Here is a 20,777-nt window from a genome sequence, read left to right as displayed (position 1 = left end):
TTTCGGGTCAGTTCGGACGATTAGCCGATTTCGGCGCGAAGCGCGACAGGATCTGGATCAGCGACATGCAGCCCCAGGTGATGACGAAGGCGATGATGGCAAGGGCCGCCGGCTCATAGGCGCGGTTGGCCCCGACATTCTGCAGGTACGGGCCGAAAGCCGGCCGGTTCAGCAAGCTCGCCATCGTAAACTCGCCGATGACGATGGCGAATGTCAGGAAGGCGCCGGACAACACCGCAATCAGCACATTGGGAAGGATGACGCGGGTGATGATCGTGCCCCAGCCGGCTCCGAGGATCTGGGCCGCTTCCGTCAACGTCCGCACGTCGATGGTTCTGAGCCCCGTATCGACGGCACGATACATATAGGGCAGCGCCAAGGTCGCATAGCCGATGACCAGCAAGGCATTGGTTCCCATATCGGACCCGAGGAACGGCAAGGGTGAATTCGAGCCGTACATCCTGATATAGCCGAAGACGATGACGATGGCCGGAATGACCAACGGCAAAAGCGTGATGAACTCGACGATCGGCCTGAGCTGCGGCAGCCGCAATCGGATCCAGTAGGCTGCCGGCACCACGATCAGCACACCCAGAATGATGGTGAAGATGGCGGCGACCACCGAATACAGGAAGGTCGCCTGGAAACGCGCGTCGCCGAGCACGATCCGGTAGGCGTCGAAGGAATAGGCGCCGCGCCGCATGCGCATGGAAAATTCCACCGTCGCGATCAACGGGATGAAGAAATAGGCCGCGCCGAGGATGAAGACCACCCAGGCCCAGAATCTGCCCGACTTCATTTCAGCCACCTCTCGGAACGGGTCCGGAACCAGATGTAGAAGACATTGGCCAGGCCGGTGATGACGATCATGCCGAAGGCGATCGCGTAGCCGAGATGGGCATTGTGCAGCACGTCGCCGCGGATTTGCGCGTAGAGCAGGATCGGCACGATGTTGAGCGACGAGCCGGTCAGCGCATAGGCGGTGGCGATCGCCCCGAAGGCGTTGGCGAAAAGCAGGATCACGGTGCCGAGAAAACTCGGCCAGATCACAGGGATGACCACGATGCGCCAATATTGCGCGGTGGTCGCGCCAAGCGTGGCGGCAGCTTCACCCCATTCCTTCTTCAAGCCATCGATTGCCGGCGTGATGATGACCACCATCAGCGGTATCTGGAAATAGACATAGGTCAGCGTCAGGCCCCAGAAGGACAGGATGTTGAAGCCGTGGGCATAGATGTTGAGGCCGAACACGGTGTTCAGGATCACCGTGGCAAGACCGAGCCGGCCGAGCGTGGCGAGGAAGGCGAAGGCCAGCGGCACGCCGGCGAAATTGGAGGCGACGCCGGAAAAAGTCAGGGTGGCCGAGCGTATCCAGTCCGGCAGCCCGCCGCGCACGATGGCGATGGCGATGGCCAGGCCCGCGAAAGCGCCGATCAGCGCCGAGGCCAGGCTTACCTTGATCGATATCCAGTAAGCGGCAACGATCGACGGCTGCGCCAGAGCGACAATGTTCTCGAGCGTGAATTCGCCGGCATCATTCTGGAACGCGCCCAGCATCAGATAGAGCGTGGGCAAAATCAGGAACATGATGGCGAAGATGAAGAACGGTGCGACGCCTAGCCATTGCGTCGGCAATCGCAATGCGCGTGCCTCCGCGGGCGGCGCGGTCTTGCCTGCGGCATCGTGATTGGAAAGCGAGAGATCGGTCATGCGCCGGCTACCGTCTTCGAGGGGGAACCGGGCGGCCGCGAAGCCGCCCGGTGGATTTCAACTGTTACTTGACGTTGGCACCGACAACGGAGTCCCAGTTCTTGGTGACGGCTTCCTTGGCCTTGCCCTGCTCGTCCAGCGTCGGGAACACCGCCGAAGCATAGGCTTCCGCCGGCGGCAGCTTGGCCAGCACGTCCGCCGGGATCTTGCCGTTCTTGGCGAGATCGTTGAAGCGGATCGGGTGGCAATAGCCCTTGAGCCAGCCGATCTGGCCTTCGTCTGAATAGAGGTATTCCATCCAGAGCTTGGCTGCGTTCGGATGCGGCGCATAGGCGCTGATCGCCTGCACATAGACGCCGGCGACGACGCCGGTCTTCGGCACGACGACGTCGACCGGCGGGTTGCCCTTCAGCGTGTCGCGGCCGGCGAGCGCGTTGTAGTCCCAGTTGATCAGGATCGGGGTCTGGCCCTGGGCGAGTGTCGCCGGCTTGCCGATGACCGGTACGAAGTTGCCGGCGGCATTGAGCTTCTTGAAGAAGTCGAGGCCGGCGGTGCCCGCGGCTTCGCCAGCCGCGGCTCCACTCGAAAGGCCAGCGGCATAGACCGCCTGGATGGCCTGGTTCGAAGCGCGCGGATCACCGGCGAGAGCCACCGAGTTGGCGAATTCCGGCTTCAGCAGATCGGCCCAGTCCTTCGGCGATTCCTTGACCAGATCCTTGTTCACCATCATCGCCAGAACGCCGTAGTAATCACCGTACCAGGCGCCGTCGGCATCCTTGGCGCTGTCGGGGATCGAGTCCCAGGTCGACACCTTGTAGGGCATCAGCAGGCCGTCGGCCTTGGCGGTCGGGCCGAAGGACAGGCCGACGTCGATGACGTCGGGCGCCTGCGGGCCCTTATTGTCCTTGTTGGCCTTGATCGCCTCGACCTCGTCGCCCGAACCGGCGTCGGGATTGAGCTCGTTGATGGTGATTTCCGGATATTTCGCCTTGAACCCGGCGATGACGTCGCCGTAACCGCACCAGTCATGCGGCAGCGCGATGGTGGTAAGCTGGCCTTCCGCCTTCGCGGCCTTGACGAGATCGTCCAGCGGAGCCGCGGACGAAATCACCGTCGACGCAAACAGCGCCGCGGCCGAAAGGGAAAGCACTTTCCCCGTGAATTTGAACATGTGTTCTCTCCGTTGAACTGACGCCGTTGGACGCCTGCGATGCGGTATCGTTTTCGTGTGACAGCCAGATGAAAGCTTTATGAAACCCCACCGCTGGCAGCACGAAAGTTAACTCCTTTTAATCGACTGTAGCAATTAGCCACCACTTAATTTTCCGGCTAATTACTTTTGCCTTGCACTTCACCCCTTTCCCCTTGGTTGCCCCTGATTTTCCAGATCAACTTTACCCTGAAAGCGGTATCACACCGTCCCGGCGATTGCATTTTCGAGCAGCGTCAGCGCTGCTTTCTTGGTCAGCTTGACCGGGTTGCCGCCGGCTGTCGGATCGACCACCGCCATATCGGCGATCAAGGCCTTGCGCTTCTTGTCCATGTCGAGCCCCTTGATCAGGCCTGGCAGCGCATGCGGCACCTTCAATTCCTTGCGAAGCTTGATGACAGCCTTGGCGAAGCCGTCGAAGCCGCCTCTTATGCCGCAATAGGCGGCGAGCCGCGCGATGCGGTCCTCGATCGCCTCGCGATTGAAGGCGAGCACATAGGGCATGAAAACCGCATTGGTCATGCCGTGATGGGTGTCGTAGAGCGCCCCGATGGGATGCGACAGCGAATGGATCGCCCCCAGCCCCTTCTGGAAGGCTGCCGCGCCCATCGCCGCGGCGCTCATCATGTTGGCGCGGGCGACCAGATCCCTGCCGTTGGCATAGGCCTTTGGCAGGTTCTCGAAGACAAGCCTGATGCCTTCCACGGCGATGCCGTCGGCCATCGGATGGTAGCCCGGCGCGCAATAAGCCTCGAGGCAATGGGCCAGCGCGTCCATGCCGGTGCCGGCGGTGATGAAGCCCGGCATGCCGACCGACAGTTCCGGATCGGCAATGACGATCGCCGGCAGCAGCTTCGGATGGAAGATGACCTTCTTGGTGTGGGTCGCCTCATTGGTGATGACGCCGGCGCGGCCGACTTCGGAGCCGGTGCCGGCGGTGGTCGGCACCGCTATGATCGGCGCGATCGCGTCCGAGTTGGCGCGTGTCCACCAGTCGCCGATGTCCTCGAAATCCCAGACCGGCCGCGTCTGTCCCGCCTGGAAGGCGATCAGCTTGCCAAGGTCGAGCGCCGAGCCGCCGCCGAAGGCAATGACGCCGTCATGCTTGCCCTTCTTGAACACCGCGATGCCGGCGGTGAGATTGGAATCGACCGGATTCGGCTTCACTTCGGAGAAAACGCCGTAGGGCACTTTTGCGTCATCGAGGATTTTCAGCGTCGAAGCGACGACCGGCAGTTTCGCCAGCCCCGGATCGGTGACGAAGAGCGGCCGCTTGATGCCGGTGGCGGCGAGCACCTCGGGCAATTCCTTGATGCGCCCGGCGCCGAAGCGAACGGTGGTGGGGTAGTTCCATTTGGAGATCAGCTTGGACATGTTTGTCTTTCAAAAAATCAGATGGCTTCGCGCAGGTGGAAGGATTTCGGCCGGGTCAGGTTGTCGTAGCCGATGGCGGACAAGCCGGCCCCCTTGCCGGTGTCCTTGACGCCGGTCCAGACCAGCGCCGGGTCGAGGTAGTCGCAGCGGTTCATGAACACCGTGCCGGTCTCGACGCGGTCGCCGATCGCCACCGCATGTTCGGTGTCGCGCGTCCAGATCGAGGCGGTCAGGCCGTAGGGGCTGTCGTTCATCAGCGCGATCGCCTCCTCGTCGTTGCGCACCTTCATGATGCCGACGATCGGGCCGAAACTTTCCTCGCGCATGACGCTCATCTGGTGGTCGACGCCGGTCAGCACCTCCGGCGCCAGATAGGGCGAGCCGGCCTTGTCTTGAGCCACCTTCATGTTGATATGCGCCTTGGCGCCCTTGCGCAGCGCCTCGGCCTTCTGCTCACGGATCAGGTCGGCGAAACGCGCCTGCGCCATCGGCCCCATCGTCGTCGCCTGTTCGAGCGGGTTGCCGACGACATAGTTCTTCGTCTCGGCGATGAAGGCTTCGACGAATTCGTCATAGACCTTCTCATGCACATAGACGCGCTCGATGCCGCAGCAGCACTGGCCGGAATTGTAGAAGGCGCCATCGACCAGATTGGCGACTGCATGGTCAATCTTGGCGTCGGGCAGCACATAGGCAGGATCCTTGCCGCCAAGCTCCAACCCGAGCGTCATGAAGGTGCCGGCCGCTGCCTTTTCGATGGCGCGGCCGCCGGCGACCGAGCCGGTGAAATTGACGTGGTCGATCTTGCCCGCGCCAAGCAATTTTTCTGTCTGCGCGTGGTTCAGCACGATGTTCTGGAACACGCCCTTGGGCAGGCCGGCTTTGTCGAAAGCTTGTTGGAAACGCTCGCCGACAAGCAGAGTCTGCGCGGCGTGTTTGAGGATGACGGTGTTGCCGGCCATCAGCGCCGGCACGATCGTGTTGACCGCGGTGAGGTAAGGGTAGTTCCAAGGCGCGATCACCATGACCACGCCGAGCGGATCCTTCTTCACATAGCGGCGGAACCCGTCCTTCGGATTGGAAGCCGGGACCGATTTCAGCGCCGCCTCGGCGATCTCGACCATATAGCTGGTGCGTTCCTTGACGCCGCCGAACTCGCCGCCATAGCGCACCGGACGCCCCATCTGCCAGGCAATCTCCGGCACGATTTCGTCGGTCATGGCGACCAGCGTTTCGAGCATCGCCAGCATGTACTTGCCGCGCTCGACGATCGGCGTCCCGGCCCACTTCTCCTGCGCCGCTTTGGCGCGCTCGACAGCGGCATTGACCGCCTGGTCAGTGGCGATCGGACGCTCGGCATAGACCGAACCATCGATAGGGGATTTGAGTTTCACGATTTCCAAGAAGATGTCTCCATATCGAAAGGCAAAGCGTCAGCAGGCAAGGGCGCGAACATGCCCCGCTCTCGCATAATCCAGTATCGACTGATCGCGCGTCACGAGCGTCAGATCGAACGCCCGTGCCGTCGCGATCAATATTCTATCTGCCGGATCGCCGTGAAGCGATCCGGGCAAGAAGGACGATTCAATCAATAAGCCCGGCGAAAGAGCCTCTACCTTGATGCCTGGCGTGGCGATCACTTCCCCAAAAATGCTTGTTGGCGACTTTGCTGCCGCCAATCGGCCGTTGGCGCTCAGCAGGCCCAATTCCCAGGCCGATATGGGGGAAACCCGGATCTTCTCGTCAACAGCCGCGGCGGTATTGATCGCAGTCTTGGCTTCCGGCCTGATCGGCTCGTTCAGCGCTATCCATATGATCGCGCACGTGTCGAGCAGCAGCCTATGCGTCACGGCTGCACATCAGGCTCAAAAGCCGGCCTGGTGTAATCATGCCCTGGGCAAAGCGTAACCTTGCCTGTCCATATGCCGAAAAGCGGATGGTCGATATTTTCCCGTGGAAGTTCGTAGCTGGCCTGCGCTGGCTCCGCCATTTCCGGAGGAGTCTTGTCCATGGTAGCCATGTTCGGCTTTCGATAGCCCTCGGGCCATCCCTCCAGTTTAAAATCCACGCGTTCGTTCGCAAGGTCGACATGGGACGCCCGATAGTTTGCGCGCAACCAGGCGCGCGCCTGGCTGTGCCCGCTCGGGCTGTTCGCCCACCATTCCTGCCGCTGTCGCGCCGACGGTGGCAAGCGGCCGCCTATTACTTGCTCGATCTCCGCGAAGCTCATGGACATACGGCCTTGGCCCGAGAACAGAAGATGCTCGAAAAGCGGATGGTATTTGGTTCCGTCGGTCATTGTACAAATTTAGTCCAATCCGCGTTTCCGATCAAGGTAAGGATAGTAATATACTATCTTCTAGTATCGCTCGAACCCACGATGCAGTTCCCAATCCGTAATGCGGCGGTCGTATTCGAACTGCTCCCATTTAGCGGTGTGGACGTAGTGTTCGAGCACGTCCTCGCCGAGCGCCTGTTTCAGCATCTTGGACTTGGCCAGCGTGTCGGTGGCGTCGCGCAGCGTCTTCGGGATCTCCGGCAGGCGCGAGGCCTGATAGGCGTCGCCGACGAAGGGCTTCTGCAGCTCCAGCTTCTCGTCGATGCCGGCAAGGCCGGCGGCGATCAACGCCGCGAAGGCGAGATAGGGGTTCAAGTCGGCGCCGCCGATGCGGCACTCCATGCGGATGCCCTTGGTGCCCTCGCCGCACAGGCGGAAGCCGGCGGTGCGGTTATCTTCGCTCCACATGATCTTGGTCGGCGCGAACGTGCCGGCCTGGAAGCGCTTGTAGGAATTGATGTAGGGCGCCAGGAACCAGGTGAACTCCTTGGCGTATTTGAGTTGACCCGCCGCCCACTGCTGGCCGAGGCTCGATAGCGTCCAGTCGGCTTGTCTGTCGAAGAAAAGCGGCGTCTTGCCGTCGGCGCTCCAGAGCGAATTGTGGATGTGGCTGGAATTGCCGGCGAGCCCGTAATTGTACTTGGCCATGAAGGAAATCGCCTTGCCTTCGGATTCGGCGATCTCCTTGGCGCCATTCTTCAGGATGACGTGGCGATCGGCCATGTCGAGGGCCTCGGCATAGCGCACATTGATCTCTTCCTGACCCGGCCCCCACTCGCCCTTCGAGTTCTCGATCGGGATGCCTGCCGCTTCCATTTCGTTGCGAAGCCGTCGCATGACGCCTTCTTCCTTGGTGGTGATGCCGATCTGATAGTCGCCGATATAGGGCGAGGCGGTGTCGAGGCCCTGCCAGTGCTTCTTGCGGGCGGAATCGTAGGTCTCGCTGAAGAGGTAGAATTCGAGTTCGGAGGCGAAATAGCCGATATAGCCCCGCTCCGTCAGCCGCTTGACCTGCTTCTTCAGGATGGCGCGCGGGGAATGCGGCAGGTCGTCATGGGTGTGGTGATCGAGCACGTCGCAGATCACGAGCGCCGTCTTTTCCAGCCACGGAATGCGCCGCAGCGTCGCGAGGTCGGGCTTCATGACGAAATCGCCATAGCCCTTCGACCAGCTTGCCGCCTTGTAGCCGGGCACCGGCTCCATATCGATGTCGGCGGCCAGGAGATAGTTGCAGCCATGCGTCTCGTCATGCGCGGAATCCACGAAGTACTGGGCCAGGAACCGTTTTCCCGCCAGCCGTCCCTGCATATCGACGATGCAGGCCAGCACCGTGTCGATCTCCCCGCCGGAAACCGCTTTCTTCAACTGATCGAACGAGAAATTTCCGGCCATTCCTTTGGCGCTCCAGTGCTTGTCATTTTGGGCTTGTCGATTTCGAAGGGTCGAAGCCATGGCCGGCGATGCGCCGGCCATGGCTGTGAGATGCTGGCCTCAGTGGCCGGTTTCGCCGACGGCCTGCTCAGCCGCCTTGATCGCCGCTTGGCGCGCCGCGATGATGTCGCCGAGCGGCGGACCCTGGAAGCGGTTGCGCTCGAAGGCAAACCAGACGATCGCGGTCAGGATGAAGAAGCCGACGGTGATGTAGAGCGCCCAGTCGTTCGGCGGCTGGATGCCAATGACGAAGATCAGGATCATCGACACGATCGACAGGACCGCAAACAGCATGAACACGCCGCGCCCCATGTTCCACGGTCCCATCTTGTCCCATTTGGGCGTGCCCCAGGCCAGCATGCCGAGCACGATCGGCACGGTGAAGGACAGGAACAGGAAGATGACGGTGCAGGACACCACGATGGTGTAGGCCGAGGTGCCGGCGACCGAAACCAGCGTCGAACCCCAGACGAACAGCACCGACAGGATCGATGCCGTCCAGATCGCGGCCACCGGCGTGCGGTAGGTCGGGCTGACCTTGGCCAGTGCCGACGAACCCGGCAGGCCGCCGTCACGCGAGAAGGCGAAGATCATGCGCGAGGCTGAGGTGACGGTGGCGAGGCCGCACAGCAGCTGAGCGATGAACACGACGAGATAGACGAACTCCTTGAGGCCAGGGCTGACGCGCTGGTCGAAGGCCCAGAAGAACACGTTCCAACCTTGCTTGGCGGCATCGTCCATGTTCGGGATCATCAGCACGAAGGCGGCCAGGAACAGATAGCCGAAGACCGCCGACCAGATCACCGACATGACCATGGCGCGCGGCACCGAGCTGGCCGCCTTGATGGTCTCCTCGGACGTATGCGCCGAGGCGTCGTAACCGGTGATGGTATAGATCGGCAGCAGGAGGCCGAGCGCGAACACCCAGGCATTCGAAACCGACGGCCAGACGCCGCCTCCGGCATCGCCGGAGTAGTTATGGAAGGTGAACAGCCGGCTGAAATCCCAGGTTTCGGCGGAAAGCAGGCAGACCACTGCGATCAGGATCGAGCCGAAGAAGATGAGGTAGCCCGAGAAGTCGGTGAGCTTGGCCGTCAGCTTGATGCCGAGATGGTTGATGAGCGCCTGGGCGCCGGTGATGATGACCAGAAAGATCATCTGGTTGGTCAGCGTGCCTTCGATGCCGAGCGCCGGTCCGAAGGCACCGATGAAGAATGTCCAGGTGCCGACATTGATGGCGCCGAGCACGGTGATCAGGCCGAGCAGGTTGAGCCAGGCCGTGACCCAGCCGGTGCCGCGGTTGCCCAGGATCGAGCCCCAATGATAGAGCCCGCCGGCCGTCGGATAGGCCGAGCTGATCTGCGACATGGCGACGGCGAACGTCAACGAGACGAAGCAGCCGACCAGCCAGCCGATGCCGATGCCGATGCCGCCGGCGCCCGACGTTGCCTGCGCCAGCGAATTGATGCCGCCCGACAGGATGCAGATGATGGAGAAGGAAACGGCGAAGTTCGAAAAGCGGCTGAGGCGCCGCTCCAGTTCCTGGGCGTAGCCCATGCTGTGGAGGACCTTGACGTCCTCCGCCTTGTCAACTTCGGTATATCCAGGTGCTGCCATTTTTAGTCCCCTTGCGTTCTCAGCTAGCCGATTGAACTGACTTTCCCGTTGCGTGTTCCCTGGCGCCTCTGGTCTCCTCGGGCTCCAGATCCGAAAAGATGCCTGTGAGCAAATCCGCCCATTTCCGCTGCCCGGTCTCGCCGGAGATTTCATCGTTGCGGATTTCGATCATCGCGCAGGGCAGCCCGCGCGGGCGCGCATGGCGTTCCAGCGTGAAATAGACGCGGTCGGCCGGCGAATAGGGTTCGTTGACGCCGACGGTGATGCCGGCAAGGTGCCGCAGCGCCGATATCAGCGGCGCTGCCAGCCGGCGGTCGTCATCGTGGATGATGCCGATATGCCAGGGCCGGTCTCGGCCTTTGTAGATCGGCGTGAAGGAATGCACCGATACCAGCCGCGTCTCCTGGCCGCGCGCCAGCCTGTCTTCGACAATATGCTCGATGGCGTTATGAAACGGCTGCCAGGACAGGGCGACCCGCGCCGCGCGCTGCTTTTCCGACAGGCCGGTGTTGCCCGGTATGGCTGTGGTTTCGCTGACCGGCGGCACCAGGTCCGGCGCGTCAAGCGGCCGGTTGCAGTCGATGACGAGACGCGAAATGCAGGTTTCGACCAGCGTCGCATCGAGCGCCTGCGCCATGCGCAACGCAACCGGCAGCGCGCCCGGGTCCCAGGCGATGTGACGCGACAGGTCCTCGGCGGTGAGGCCGAGCGTGCCGAATTCGGCGGGCACGAAATTGGAGGCGTGGTCGCAGGTGAGCACGAAGGGGCTCGATCCGCCCGGGTTGGTCACCCTTACGGCATCAGGCGATGCAAGGCTGGCGGGCCGTGCTTTCTCCATAGTCTGCGGTCCCCGGGGAGCGCTGTATCGTATGTTACGTATTTTGCCTCATTGCGTCCCTATGGATGATTTCATACAGTTTGCCCGGCTTTGTCAAATGCGATTTGGGGAAAACACCGTCGGCCGGGCCATGGGTGGGAAAAGATGATTTCCAGTATTGCCGAACTGATAGCCGACCGCATCGGCACGATGCCGGCCGGCGAGCGGCGAGCGGCCCAGACGCTGATAGCGAGCTATCCGATGATCGGTCTGAAGACTGTCGCCGAATTCTCGTCCGCGGCCGGCGTGTCCTCGCCGACGATCCTGCGTTTCGTCGCAAGGCTCGGCTTCCAGAACTATCCGGAGTTCCAGTCGAGCCTGCAGGACGAACTGGCGGCGCAATTGCAGTCCCCTGCGACCCGCACGCTCAATCCGCCCTTGCCCGGCGGCACGGCGTCGCCGATGCTGGAGGCAACGCTCGACAATATGCGCGAGACGTTCCGGCACCTGTCCGACCAGCAACTTGCCGACATCGCGTCCCGCCTCGCCGAGCGTCGCGGCAAGACATTCCTGATCGGCGGCCGCTTCACCGATCCGCTGGCGCGCTACATGGCCGCCCACCTCGCCATCATCCAGCCTGACGTCATTCACCTCGCCGGCCAGGAAAGCATGTGGCGCGACAGGCTGATCGATATCGGCAAGCGCGACGTGCTGGTCATTTTCGACATCAGGCGCTACCAGGACAGCCTCATCCGCTTCGCCGAGAAGGCGCATCAGCGTGGCGTGCAGATCGTGTTGTTCACCGACCAGTGGCTGTCGCCGATCGCCCGCTTCGCCCGTCACGTCATCGCCGGGCGAACCGCCGTGCCTTCGGCGTGGGACTCCTCGGCGGCGCTCTTCGTCGTCGCCGAAACGCTGATCGGTGCCGTCACAAGGCAACTCGAGGCCGACGGCGCCCGGCGCATCCGCGAGATGGAAGGCCTGCGTTGATGCAGCCCCGGGATACGTCTGGAACGATTTCGGTCCGAAACTGGCGTCGGGGCCGCATAGCCAGCGTTGTAATCTCGAAAGCCCGGCTCGAAGTGAACTAAAAAATCAAAACGGCACGAACACCGGCAACCTTACGCATATTTAATGTGCGCGGGCACTGAAGAATTGTCATAAAGGCACGATATCGGGGGCTTGCTTCTTGCCTTAGAATAGCCCCGCCGCGTCTGCTTATTTCGGGAAACCGGTGGACGGAAGGATTGTTTTGCCAACCGGAGTGCCGATGGCCGCCTGGAAACAGATACTTTTCGCCCTTGTGGTGCTGGTGGTGGCGGCTGCCGCCTGGCTGCGCTTTTTTCCGGGCGCGCCGGACGTGCTGGCGCGCTGGGGAATAGACTGGGCCTACGCGGCACCGCCTCCGGCTGAAACCGGCGCCGGCACGAAATCCGCTGGCGGCGGCGAGCGAGCCCGTCAGGTCAACGTCGTCGTCGTGCCCGCCATTTCCGCGACCATAAACGACCGGCTTCAGGCCATCGGCACCGGCCGCGCCAATGCGTCGGTGACGGTCAATCCCTACTCCTCCGGCCGTCTCGCCGAATTGCTGGTTTCGTCCGGCACCCATGTCGACAAGGGACAGGTCATCGCGACCCTCGATTCCGAGACCGAAGTGATCGCCCAGGACCGTGCCCGGCTCGCGCTTCAGGACGCACAGGCCAAGCTCGACCGGGTCAGGTCGCTGCGCGCCTCCAATGCGGCGACACCGGTCGCCGTCGCCGATGCCGAAGTGGTGCTGGCCGGTGCCAAGCTGGCGCTACAGGATGCGGAACTGGCACTGCACCGCCGGTCTGTTCTCGCCCCGATCTCCGGCACGGTCGGGATCCTGCCGATCTCCGCCGGCAATTATGTGACCAACCAGTCGGCGATCGCCACGCTCGACGACCGTTCCTCGATCCTTGTCGATTTCCTGGTGCCGGAACGCTTCGCGGCCGCCGTCAAGATCGGCGCGCAATTGTCGGCGACGCCGATCGCCAATCCCGGCAACAGCTATACCGGCACGGTTTCGGCCATCGACAACCACATCGACGAGAACAGCCGTACGCTTCTGGTCAAGGCGACGATCGCCAACCCGGCCGATTCGCTGCGCGCCGGCATGTCGTTCGCCATCACCATGAAATTCCCCGGCGAGACCTATCCCGCCGTCAGCCCGCTGGCGATCCTGTGGGGCTCGGAGGGCGCTTACGTCTGGGCGGTCGAGAACGGCAAGGCCAAGCGGGTGCCGGTGCGCATCATCCAGCGCAACACCGAAACCGTGTTGATCGACGCGGAACTGGACAGTGGCGACATGGTGGTGACCGAAGGCACCCAGAGCGTCAGCGAGGGAGGCGAAGTCCGCATCGCCCGCGGAGAGCAGCGCGCCGCGAACGCGGCCGAAGGCTCATGACCGGAGCCGTCAACGCCGCCAGCGAGACCGGCTTTACCGCCCTGTTCATCCGCAGGCCGGTCATGGCCTTGGTGCTGAATGTCCTCATCGCGGTCGCCGGCCTCGCCGCCTTCTATGGCGTCGAGATCCGCGAACTGCCTGATGTCGACCGCGCCGTCGTCACCGTTTCCACGACTTTCGAAGGCGCGGCGGCCGAAACGGTCGATCGCGAACTGACCGACACGATCGAGGGAGCTGTTGCCCGCGTTTCCGGCGTCAAGTCGATCTCTTCGACCTCCTCCTTCGGCTCGAGCCGCGTCACCATCGAATTCAACGACGGCGTCGACCTCAATGTCGGGGCCTCGGATGTGCGGGATGCCGTCGGCCGCGTCGCCAACCAGATGCCGGAGACGGCCGATCCGCCGCGCATCGTCAAGGCCGACGCCAACTCCGACCCCGTGATGCGCCTGGCCGTCACCTCCGACACCATGTCGGTGCAGGACATGACCGTCGTGGTCCAGGACCAGATCGAGGACGAACTGGCCGCCGTCCCAGGCGTCGCGGACGTCCAGGTCTATGGCGACCGCGACAAGATCTTCCGCATCGACGTCGATCAGAACAAGCTCGCCAGCCTGGGCTTCACCGTCGCCGACCTCAGGACCGCCCTTGCCTCGGTCGCCTTCGATTCACCCGCCGGCTCGATCACCACGACCAATCAGGACCTGATCGTTCGCACCACCGCCGATGTGACGACGCCGGAAGAATTCGAGAACATCATCATTGGCGGCACGACGCGCATCCGCGATGTCGCCACCGTCACGCTCGGCCCTGACATCGGCCAGACCACGTTGCGTTCGGACGGCAAGACCGGCATCGGCATCGGCATCATCCGCCAGGCGGAATCGAACACGCTGGACATCTCCACCGGCGTCAAGGCCGCGGTCGAGAAATTGCAGGCAAACCTGCCGCAAGGCATGTCGATCAAGGTCACAAGCGACGACGCGGTGTTCGTCAACGGCGCCGTGCACGAGGTGGAGATCGCGCTCGCGCTTTCCGTCTCCATCGTTCTGGTCGTCATCTATGCCTTTCTTCTCGACTGGCGCGCCACGCTCATTCCGGGCCTGTCGATGCCCGTCGCCATGATCGGCACCATTGCCGCAATCTATCTCGCTGGTTTCTCGATCAACATCCTGACGCTGCTGGCCCTGGTGCTGGCGACGGGGCTTGTCGTCGATGACGCGATCGTCGTTTTGGAAAACATCGTGCGGCGGCGCAATCAAGGCATGGGGCCGCGTGCCGCTGCCGTGCTCGGCGCACAGGAGGTGTTCTTCGCCGTCATCGCCACCACGCTGACGCTGGTTGCCGTCTTCGTGCCGATCTCCTTCCTGCCGGGCCAGACCGGCGGCCTGTTCCGCGAATTCGGCTTCGTGCTCGCCATGTCGGTGCTGTTGTCCTGCGTGGTCGCGCTGACGCTTTGCCCCATGCTTGCCTCGCGCATGCTGTCCGGTGCCGCCCTCCACCACGAGGGCGGCAACGGCGTCGGCGCACGCATCGGCGGCGCGCTGAACGCGGCCTATCGGCGCAGCCTGCATGTCTGCCTCGATGCGCCGTGGATCGTGGTGCTGGTGGCGCTGCTGTTCGCCGGCACCGCATTCGCGCTGTTCGGCACCATCCGCCAGGAATTGACGCCGACCGAGGATCGCGCGGTCGTGCTGCTTCGCATCAGCGCCCCGCAAGGCGTCAGCCTCGACTACACGACGCAGCAGATGCAGAAGATCGAAAAGCTGATCCAGCCGCTGCGCGATTCCGGCGAAATCGTCAGCACTTTCGAGAGTGCTGGCCAGAACGGCGCCTATAATTCAGGCTTCATGGTGATGACGCTGGCGCCGTGGGACGAGCGCAGCCGCAGCCAGCAGGAGATCATGGCCGAGATCAGCCAGCTCACCCGCCAGGTGCCCAGCGTGCGCATCTTCCCGGTGCAGCCCAACAGCCTCGGCATCCGTGGCGCCGGCAACGGCCTGCAGTTTGCGCTGGTCGGCAACGACCGCAAGGCGCTCGGCGACGCGGCCGTCAAGATCATCGCCGAGATGCAGAAGGATCCGCGTTTCCAGACGCCACGCCTTTCCATCGACCCAACGCAACCGCAGCTTTCCGTTGCCATCGACCGCGAGCGCGCCTCCGATCTCGGCATCGACATCACAGGACTGGCCAACACCATGCAGGCCATGCTCGACGGCAACGACGTCGTCGATGTCTACATCGCCGACCGCAGCTACGGGGTGAAGCTGGTTTCGACCACCAACCCGATCAACGATCCGACGGACCTGGAGAACGTCTTCCTGAAGACGGCTGACGGCCGTTTCGTGCCGATGTCGACCATAGCCACGCTGACCGAGCGTGCCGTGCCGCCCTCGCTGTCGCGCGAGCAGCAGCAGCCGTCGGTGGCGATCACGTCCAACCTCGGCGGCGATTTCGCGCTCGGCTCGGCCCTTACGCGCGCCGAGGAGATCGCAACGCCGCTTCTGCCGCCGGGCAGCCGCATCGTGCCGTTGGCCGAGGCGGCGACGCTGGGTGAGACCAACAGCGCCATGGTCACCATCTTCGGTTTTGCCCTGGTCATCATCCTGCTGGTGCTTGCCGCGCAATTCGAGAGCTTCGTCAGCGCCATCATCATCATGGCGACAGTGCCGCTCGGCCTCGCCTGCGCCATCTTCGCGCTTCTGCTCTCGGGCACCAGCCTCAACGCCTACAGCCAGATAGGTCTGGTGCTGCTGGTCGGCGTCATGGCCAAGAACGGCATCCTGATCGTCGAATTCGCAAACCAGCTGCGCGATCGCGGACTGGGCGTGCGCGAGGCGATCGAACAGGCCTCGACCATTCGCTTGCGCCCGGTGATGATGACAATGATCTGCACCGTGCTCGGCGGCGTGCCGCTGGTGCTGGCGGCGGGCGCCGGCGCCGAGGCCCGTATCGCGCTCGGCTGGGTGATCGTCGGCGGACTGGGGCTGGCCACCGTCTCGACGCTGTTCCTGACCCCCGTCGCCTATCTCTTGCTCGGCCGCTTCGTCACGCCGAAGACCCACGAGGAGGCGCGGCTGAAGCGCGAACTCGAGGAAGCCGCCTACACCGATGTGGAGCCGGCTGAATAGGGAAATTCCAGGAGACCGTGTAGCGGGTCCGGAATTTTCGTGGGGAAACAGCCTGCTATTTCAAGAGACGGCCCTCGATCGACCAGCGCGCGGCGAGGAAATTCAGCACCGCCGCCACAACCACCCCGCCGATCTTTGCCGGCCACACGCCGACGACGCCGGCGAACAGCGCGATCGCAAGGCTGGAGACACCAAGCGAAATCAGCGCGCCGAGCGAGGCGAAGCGAAGAAAGGCATGATGCAGCCGGATGGTCGGATCGCGCTCGAACGACCAGAAGCCGTTGGCCGCGAAGGAGAAGGTGACGGCAATGAACCAGGACGCAACGTTGGCGGGCAGCGGCGGCACGTGCAGCTTGAGCAGCAGAAAGAAACCGGCAAGGTCGATGGCCGTGTTCACCAGGCCGACAATGGCGAAGCGGATAATCTTGTTGCCGGTCGAACGCCGGGACTGATCGGCACTCATGCTGTGCCGTCCATGATGCCGACACGCGCGCGAGCCAGGTTTGCGCCGAAATGATCGGAGGCGAGAACCGCGAATTCGACTTCGCGCACATCTTGCATCGGGTCGCGTGCACGCAACGTCTCGTCGACATGCCCGGGATGGCACATGAACAGTCCCTCTTCCGGCAGGCTTTCAACGGCGGTTTGCAGGGCGGGCGCGAACTTTTCCGGCTGCCGCCAGTCATAGATGCCGGCGAGCGGCGCCCTCACGGTGAAGCCGGCGCGCCGCATGGATCGGTTGAAACCAGTTGCCAGGGCGGCGATCGCCGCAATTTTCGATGCCGCCGCTCCGCTGCCGGCCAGTGCCGGCGCGCCGCGCAGCCACGGTCTGCCGGCATCTCCGGCGAAACGCCCCCGCAGCCATTTGCGCACGACAGGCAGGAAATGCACATGCTGGTGGCCGTCGATGAAATCGGGCCGGCGCCCGAGCGCCTCGACGAAGCGGCCAAATTGGGCGTCGAGCTCGGCATGGACGTCGCAGGTCTCGATGCTGCCGCGCAGGATCGGCAATGCCAGCGAGCGGAGCGGCGGCAGCCGGCCTTCCGGTGCCAGGCTCGACGGGCCGGTCACGGCCGGCTGGTCCGTCAAGGTCAGATGCAGGCCGACGGCGACCCGGCCGCACAGCGGCTTGATGCGTTCCGCCTCCCCCGGCCATTCCGCGAAACCGGTCATGCAACCGGTGCCCGTAAGCCGCCCGCGATCGAGCAGGTCGAGGATCGCCGCCGAGACGCCGGGCGCCAGGCCGTAATCGTCGGCGATCAGGCGGATGCCGCGCATCATGCCCCGGGAACGCCCGGCGCCGACCTGGCGGGAACATCGCTGCGCACGATATCGCGCACGATGTAGACCGGGCGATCCTTGCTTTCGCTGAGGGTGACCCAGACATATTCACCGATCAGCCCGAGAAGTGTCAGGTTGAGGCCGCCGAGCAACACTACGGCGACCAGCAGGCTCGGATAGCCTGGAACGGCAATGCCATAGAACAGCACCTCGAAGAGCACTTTCGCGCCGTAGACCGCGCCGGCAAACGCCGCAAGCAGTCCGCTGAGGCTGATCAGGCGCAGCGGAATCACCGAAAAGGACGTAAACCCCTCTAACGAAAAGGCGATCAGGTTGAGCCGGCTCCATTTCGACTTGCCGCTGGCACGGTTTTCCGGCGAATAGGATATGGCCTTCTGGCGGAAGCCGGCCCAGGCGAACAGGCCCTTGTTGAAGCGCCTTTTGTCGCGCAGGCTGGTCAATGCGCGCGCCACGGTGCCGCGCATGACGCGAAAGTCGCCTGCATTCTCGGGAATATCGAACCGCTGGCTGCTGTTGATCAGGCTGTAGAACAGTTTCGCCAACTGGCTGCGCCGCCAGCTTGCCCCGCGCCGGTCGTTCTGCGCGTAGACGACGTCGACGTCCGGATTCTCAGCCAGCTCGACGATCATCTTCAGGCTGGTCTCCAGGGAGTGCTGCAGATCCGCGTCCATGACAAGCACCATGTCGCCCCGCGAGTGGTCGAGGCCGGCGAGCACGGCGACCTCCTTGCCGAAATTGCGGCTGAGGCGCACGATTTCCCAGGATCCCGAAAGTGCCTGCGAAAACCGCCCGGCGCTATCGTCCCGGCTGCCGTCGTCGACCAGGATCTTGTGGACTTGCATGCCGAAGCGGCTCGACACCGCCGCCTCGAGCGCGTCGAGCAATGCCGCGAAAGCCGTCGCCGATTGCGCCTCGTTGAAGAACGGCGCCACGATATCGAGTCTCGGGCGCATCTCAGCCATGGGCGACAGGCTCCGCATTCACCAATTTTTGTCGCGCCTTGGCCCAGAACCACCATATCAGGAAGCAGGCGATGAAAGTGACCGTGATCGGCCGAAACCAGGGATAGAGAAAGTCATGCATGTGGCGCTCGACACCGGTCAAACCTGTCAGGAATAAAGTCATGGACAGCACGCAGGCCAGGACGCCACCTTTTTCTTCGCGCCACAACAGGGCAATGGCAAGGCCGGCGGGTACCGCGATCATCGCATAGGTGTTGGGCTCGACGCGCGGGTTGAAGACGCACATGTAGAAGGCGGCCGCCAGGAAGATCGCGAGTCCGGCCGCTCCTTGTTCGAGCTTGCGGTCGAACCAGAGCACGATCGAGAGCGTCAGCAGGCCGATCACGACGCGCACCGCCGTGGCAGCCGAATCCGGAACGGGCAGCCCCATCTCGATAAAGGGCGCGGTGAAATCGGTAGGAACAAAATGGCTGGTCTTGTCGACGGCCATCGACGTCAGCATGCGGGCGAAATCGCCATACTGCTCGTTCAGGTAGCCGGCGGGAGCGAAAGCGTAGGGGATGGCGAGCACGAACAGCACCGCGAGCACCAGCACCGGTATCAGCCGCGGGCGCAACGCCCCCACCAACAGCAGCATGATGATCGCGGTCGGCTTGGCCGTTATGGCAAGCGAGGCCCAGAAAAAGGTCTCCGCACGCCGTCCTTCCAGTGCCGACAGGGTCAAGAGCCAGCAGGCGCCGGTCAGCAGGATTGTCGCCTGGCCGTTGCGAATGGCGCCCAGTGTCATCGGCAAAGCGAGAAAGAGGCCGAAGGAAAGCAGCCAGGTCTGCTCCTGTCCGCCCAGCTTGCGCACCTGCCGCGCCGCGGCAAGGGTGAGAACGGCGAAACCGAGGGCATGCCAGACCAGCCCGCCAAGATGCGGTCCCAGATTCAAGAACGGAATATAGAGCGCGGCGAAGGCGGGCGTGTAAAGGTATCCCATCTCGGACTCGAGGTCGTAGAGCGGCCGGCCGGCGAGAAACTCCACACTGCCATATCTGTAGGCGTGCAATACGGTGCGCGCATCGGGCGACCACAGGACCAGGCCAAGCACGACCGCGAATGCCCCGATCCACAGGCCAAGCCCCAGGCGGTCGAAAACCGGTTTGGAAATCCTCACCAAGCACCCCACACCAATCCGGAACAGGCCCGGTCCGGCACTGTCCCAGCGTTCATTGGCGGCGGCATATCACGGACAAAGCGGGGTGGCATAGGGGGATCGAACGGCGCGGCCGCCGATGACATTGAACGATCGCAGCCAACAAACCACCCTCTTTCCGGCCCTCGAAGGTTATAGCAGCTGTGCTCTCGATGAACCGGAATGCAGCTCAACCGCACACCCCCTGCCTTACGGCCGAATGAACACCTTGCCATTGGGCCTGGCCAGTTCCGCCGGCACGCGCGCCATCGCCTCGGCCAGCGGCACCACAGCCGTCACGTCGGTCGTCCAGCGCCCGTCGGAAAAGCGCTTCTGCGCCTCGAGGATCGCAGGACCGCGGCGATCCTTATGCTGCCGCATCCATTCGCTCAGCCAGAAGCCCTCTATGTGCTTGTGCTGGAAAATCAGCTGGCCGGGTTCGCGGATGATCGTGGCCTCGGGATCGAGCCGTCCATAGATGATCCAGCGCGAGCGCTTCGGCATGGCGTTGAAGATGGCCGAGGCCAGTGGCCCGGTCACCGCATCGAGAAAGATGCGCGGCTGTTCGGCCTTTATCACCTCGCGCAGCGAGGCTTCGAAATCGGGCGACTTCTCGTTGAGCACATGGGCGGCGCCGATTTCCTTCAGCAGCGCGATCTGCTCGTCGCGGCGCACGGTGACGATAGGCCGGAATCCTTCCTCACTGGCCAGCCCGATGATCAGCTTGCAGAGCTGGCTGGCGCCGGCGGTCATGATGAAGGCCCTTTCGCCTTCTCGGCTGACGATGTCGAACATGGCGAGCGCGGTAAGCGGATTGACGATCATGGCAGCCCCATCCTCGTCGCGCACGGTGTCGAGGAGCGGAATGCAGGCGGCGGCTTCGGCAACGGCATAGTCGGCCCATGAGCCCCAATTGGAGAGCCCGGTGGCGAAGGCAACGCGCTTGCCGACGAGGCTCTTGGGATAGGGCTCGTCGCCGCCGGCAACGACCACGCCGACGCCTTCGAAGCCGGCCGGCCGGCCCTTGAGCCGCGGCTGGCCGTACTGGCCCTTGATGAAGGCGACATCGGACGGATTGATCGACGCAAGGCTGACCTTGATCAGCACTTGCGTCGGCCCAGGTGCCGGCACTGCGATACTGCCTGGCTTGAGATAGGGCTCCATCGCCTCCAGCACGCTGCCGCTCGGCGCCCTGGTGTAGCCGTCGCCGACCAGGAGCAGGGCCTTCATTTCGGAGGGTATGGCCATTGGTGGCTGCTCCTTGGTTGTCGACGCAAGACGAT

General features: G+C 63.3%; 18 protein-coding genes. 3 read left to right on the top strand and 15 right to left on the bottom strand.

Annotated features, from left to right (window positions below):
• Positions 1-7 precede the first annotated feature (7 nt).
• The 10 genes from LB547_RS20280 to LB547_RS20235 form a co-directional block, all read right to left on the bottom strand.
• The gene (locus LB547_RS20280; protein WP_140513696.1) at positions 8-799 is read right to left on the bottom strand and encodes an ABC transporter permease; all 792 of its coding nucleotides are present in this window, start codon (positions 797-799) and stop codon (positions 8-10) included.
• Entirely contained in the window at positions 796-1,710 is a 915-nt protein-coding gene (locus tag LB547_RS20275; RefSeq protein WP_140496302.1) for an ABC transporter permease, read from the bottom strand. The genes LB547_RS20280 and LB547_RS20275 overlap by 4 nt, the downstream gene beginning before the upstream one ends.
• Positions 1,711-1,774: 64 nt before the next feature.
• A complete protein-coding gene (locus LB547_RS20270) occupies positions 1,775-2,881 on the bottom strand; it encodes an ABC transporter substrate-binding protein (protein ID WP_140522419.1) in 1,107 nt (368 codons plus the stop codon).
• Between the two features lie 240 nt (positions 2,882-3,121).
• Positions 3,122-4,294, bottom strand: coding sequence for an iron-containing alcohol dehydrogenase (locus LB547_RS20265; protein ID WP_140496304.1), 1,173 nt, complete (start codon positions 4,292-4,294; stop codon positions 3,122-3,124).
• Between the two features lie 17 nt (positions 4,295-4,311).
• Complete coding sequence (locus tag LB547_RS20260; RefSeq protein WP_140761370.1) at positions 4,312-5,697, bottom strand: aldehyde dehydrogenase family protein; 1,386 nt, start codon at positions 5,695-5,697, stop codon at positions 4,312-4,314.
• A 30-nt stretch (positions 5,698-5,727) separates the two neighbouring features.
• A complete protein-coding gene (locus tag LB547_RS20255) occupies positions 5,728-6,144 on the bottom strand; it encodes a type II toxin-antitoxin system VapC family toxin (RefSeq protein WP_140522425.1) in 417 nt (138 codons plus the stop codon).
• A complete protein-coding gene (locus LB547_RS20250) occupies positions 6,141-6,593 on the bottom strand; it encodes a hypothetical protein (protein WP_140729016.1) in 453 nt (150 codons plus the stop codon). The genes LB547_RS20255 and LB547_RS20250 overlap by 4 nt, the downstream gene beginning before the upstream one ends.
• Positions 6,594-6,653: 60 nt before the next feature.
• A complete protein-coding gene (locus LB547_RS20245; protein ID WP_140496308.1) occupies positions 6,654-8,024 on the bottom strand; it encodes a glutamine synthetase family protein in 1,371 nt (456 codons plus the stop codon).
• Between the two features lie 99 nt (positions 8,025-8,123).
• Positions 8,124-9,680, bottom strand: coding sequence for an amino acid permease (locus tag LB547_RS20240; RefSeq protein ID WP_140496309.1), 1,557 nt, complete (start codon positions 9,678-9,680; stop codon positions 8,124-8,126).
• Between the two features lie 19 nt (positions 9,681-9,699).
• The gene (locus LB547_RS20235) at positions 9,700-10,518 is read right to left on the bottom strand and encodes an N-formylglutamate amidohydrolase (RefSeq protein ID WP_140560292.1); all 819 of its coding nucleotides are present in this window, start codon (positions 10,516-10,518) and stop codon (positions 9,700-9,702) included.
• Positions 10,519-10,662: 144 nt separating this feature from the next.
• On the opposite strand from LB547_RS20235, the gene LB547_RS20230 reads away from it, so the two are divergent.
• The 3 genes from LB547_RS20230 (at position 10,663) to LB547_RS20220 (ending at position 16,053) form a co-directional block, all read left to right on the top strand.
• Complete coding sequence (locus tag LB547_RS20230) at positions 10,663-11,487, top strand: MurR/RpiR family transcriptional regulator (RefSeq protein ID WP_140761367.1); 825 nt, start codon at positions 10,663-10,665, stop codon at positions 11,485-11,487.
• 280 nt (positions 11,488-11,767) lie between these two features.
• Positions 11,768-12,925 (top strand): efflux RND transporter periplasmic adaptor subunit, encoded by a 1,158-nt coding sequence (locus tag LB547_RS20225; protein WP_140560290.1) that lies wholly within the window; start codon positions 11,768-11,770, stop codon positions 12,923-12,925.
• The gene (locus LB547_RS20220) at positions 12,922-16,053 is read left to right on the top strand and encodes an efflux RND transporter permease subunit (protein WP_140761364.1); all 3,132 of its coding nucleotides are present in this window, start codon (positions 12,922-12,924) and stop codon (positions 16,051-16,053) included. The genes LB547_RS20225 and LB547_RS20220 overlap by 4 nt, the downstream gene beginning before the upstream one ends.
• A gap of 55 nt (positions 16,054-16,108) precedes the next feature.
• Here LB547_RS20220 and LB547_RS20215 read toward each other — a convergent pair whose 3' ends face one another.
• From LB547_RS20215 to LB547_RS20195, 5 genes are all read right to left on the bottom strand, one after another.
• Entirely contained in the window at positions 16,109-16,516 is a 408-nt protein-coding gene (locus LB547_RS20215) for a GtrA family protein (RefSeq protein ID WP_140556527.1), read from the bottom strand.
• Positions 16,513-17,334, bottom strand: a complete 822-nt coding sequence (locus tag LB547_RS20210; protein WP_140671422.1) for a ChbG/HpnK family deacetylase — start codon at positions 17,332-17,334, stop codon at positions 16,513-16,515. The genes LB547_RS20215 and LB547_RS20210 overlap by 4 nt, the downstream gene beginning before the upstream one ends.
• Complete coding sequence (locus tag LB547_RS20205) at positions 17,331-18,317, bottom strand: glycosyltransferase family 2 protein (protein ID WP_140761361.1); 987 nt, start codon at positions 18,315-18,317, stop codon at positions 17,331-17,333. Before LB547_RS20205 ends, LB547_RS20210 begins: the two co-directional genes overlap by 4 nt.
• The gene (locus LB547_RS20200) at positions 18,310-19,476 is read right to left on the bottom strand and encodes a glycosyltransferase family 87 protein (protein ID WP_140556521.1); all 1,167 of its coding nucleotides are present in this window, start codon (positions 19,474-19,476) and stop codon (positions 18,310-18,312) included. The genes LB547_RS20205 and LB547_RS20200 overlap by 8 nt, the downstream gene beginning before the upstream one ends.
• Before the next feature lie 228 nt (positions 19,477-19,704).
• Positions 19,705-20,742, bottom strand: coding sequence for a zinc-binding dehydrogenase (locus tag LB547_RS20195; RefSeq protein WP_140556519.1), 1,038 nt, complete (start codon positions 20,740-20,742; stop codon positions 19,705-19,707).
• Positions 20,743-20,777: the final 35 nt, after the last annotated feature.

It is taken from the genome of Mesorhizobium sp. B264B1B (assembly GCF_020165765.1).
Taxonomy (GTDB): Bacteria; Pseudomonadota; Alphaproteobacteria; order Rhizobiales; family Rhizobiaceae; genus Mesorhizobium.
Note: the sequence above shows the minus strand (reverse complement) of the source record. Positions and strands in the feature narration are given on the sequence as shown.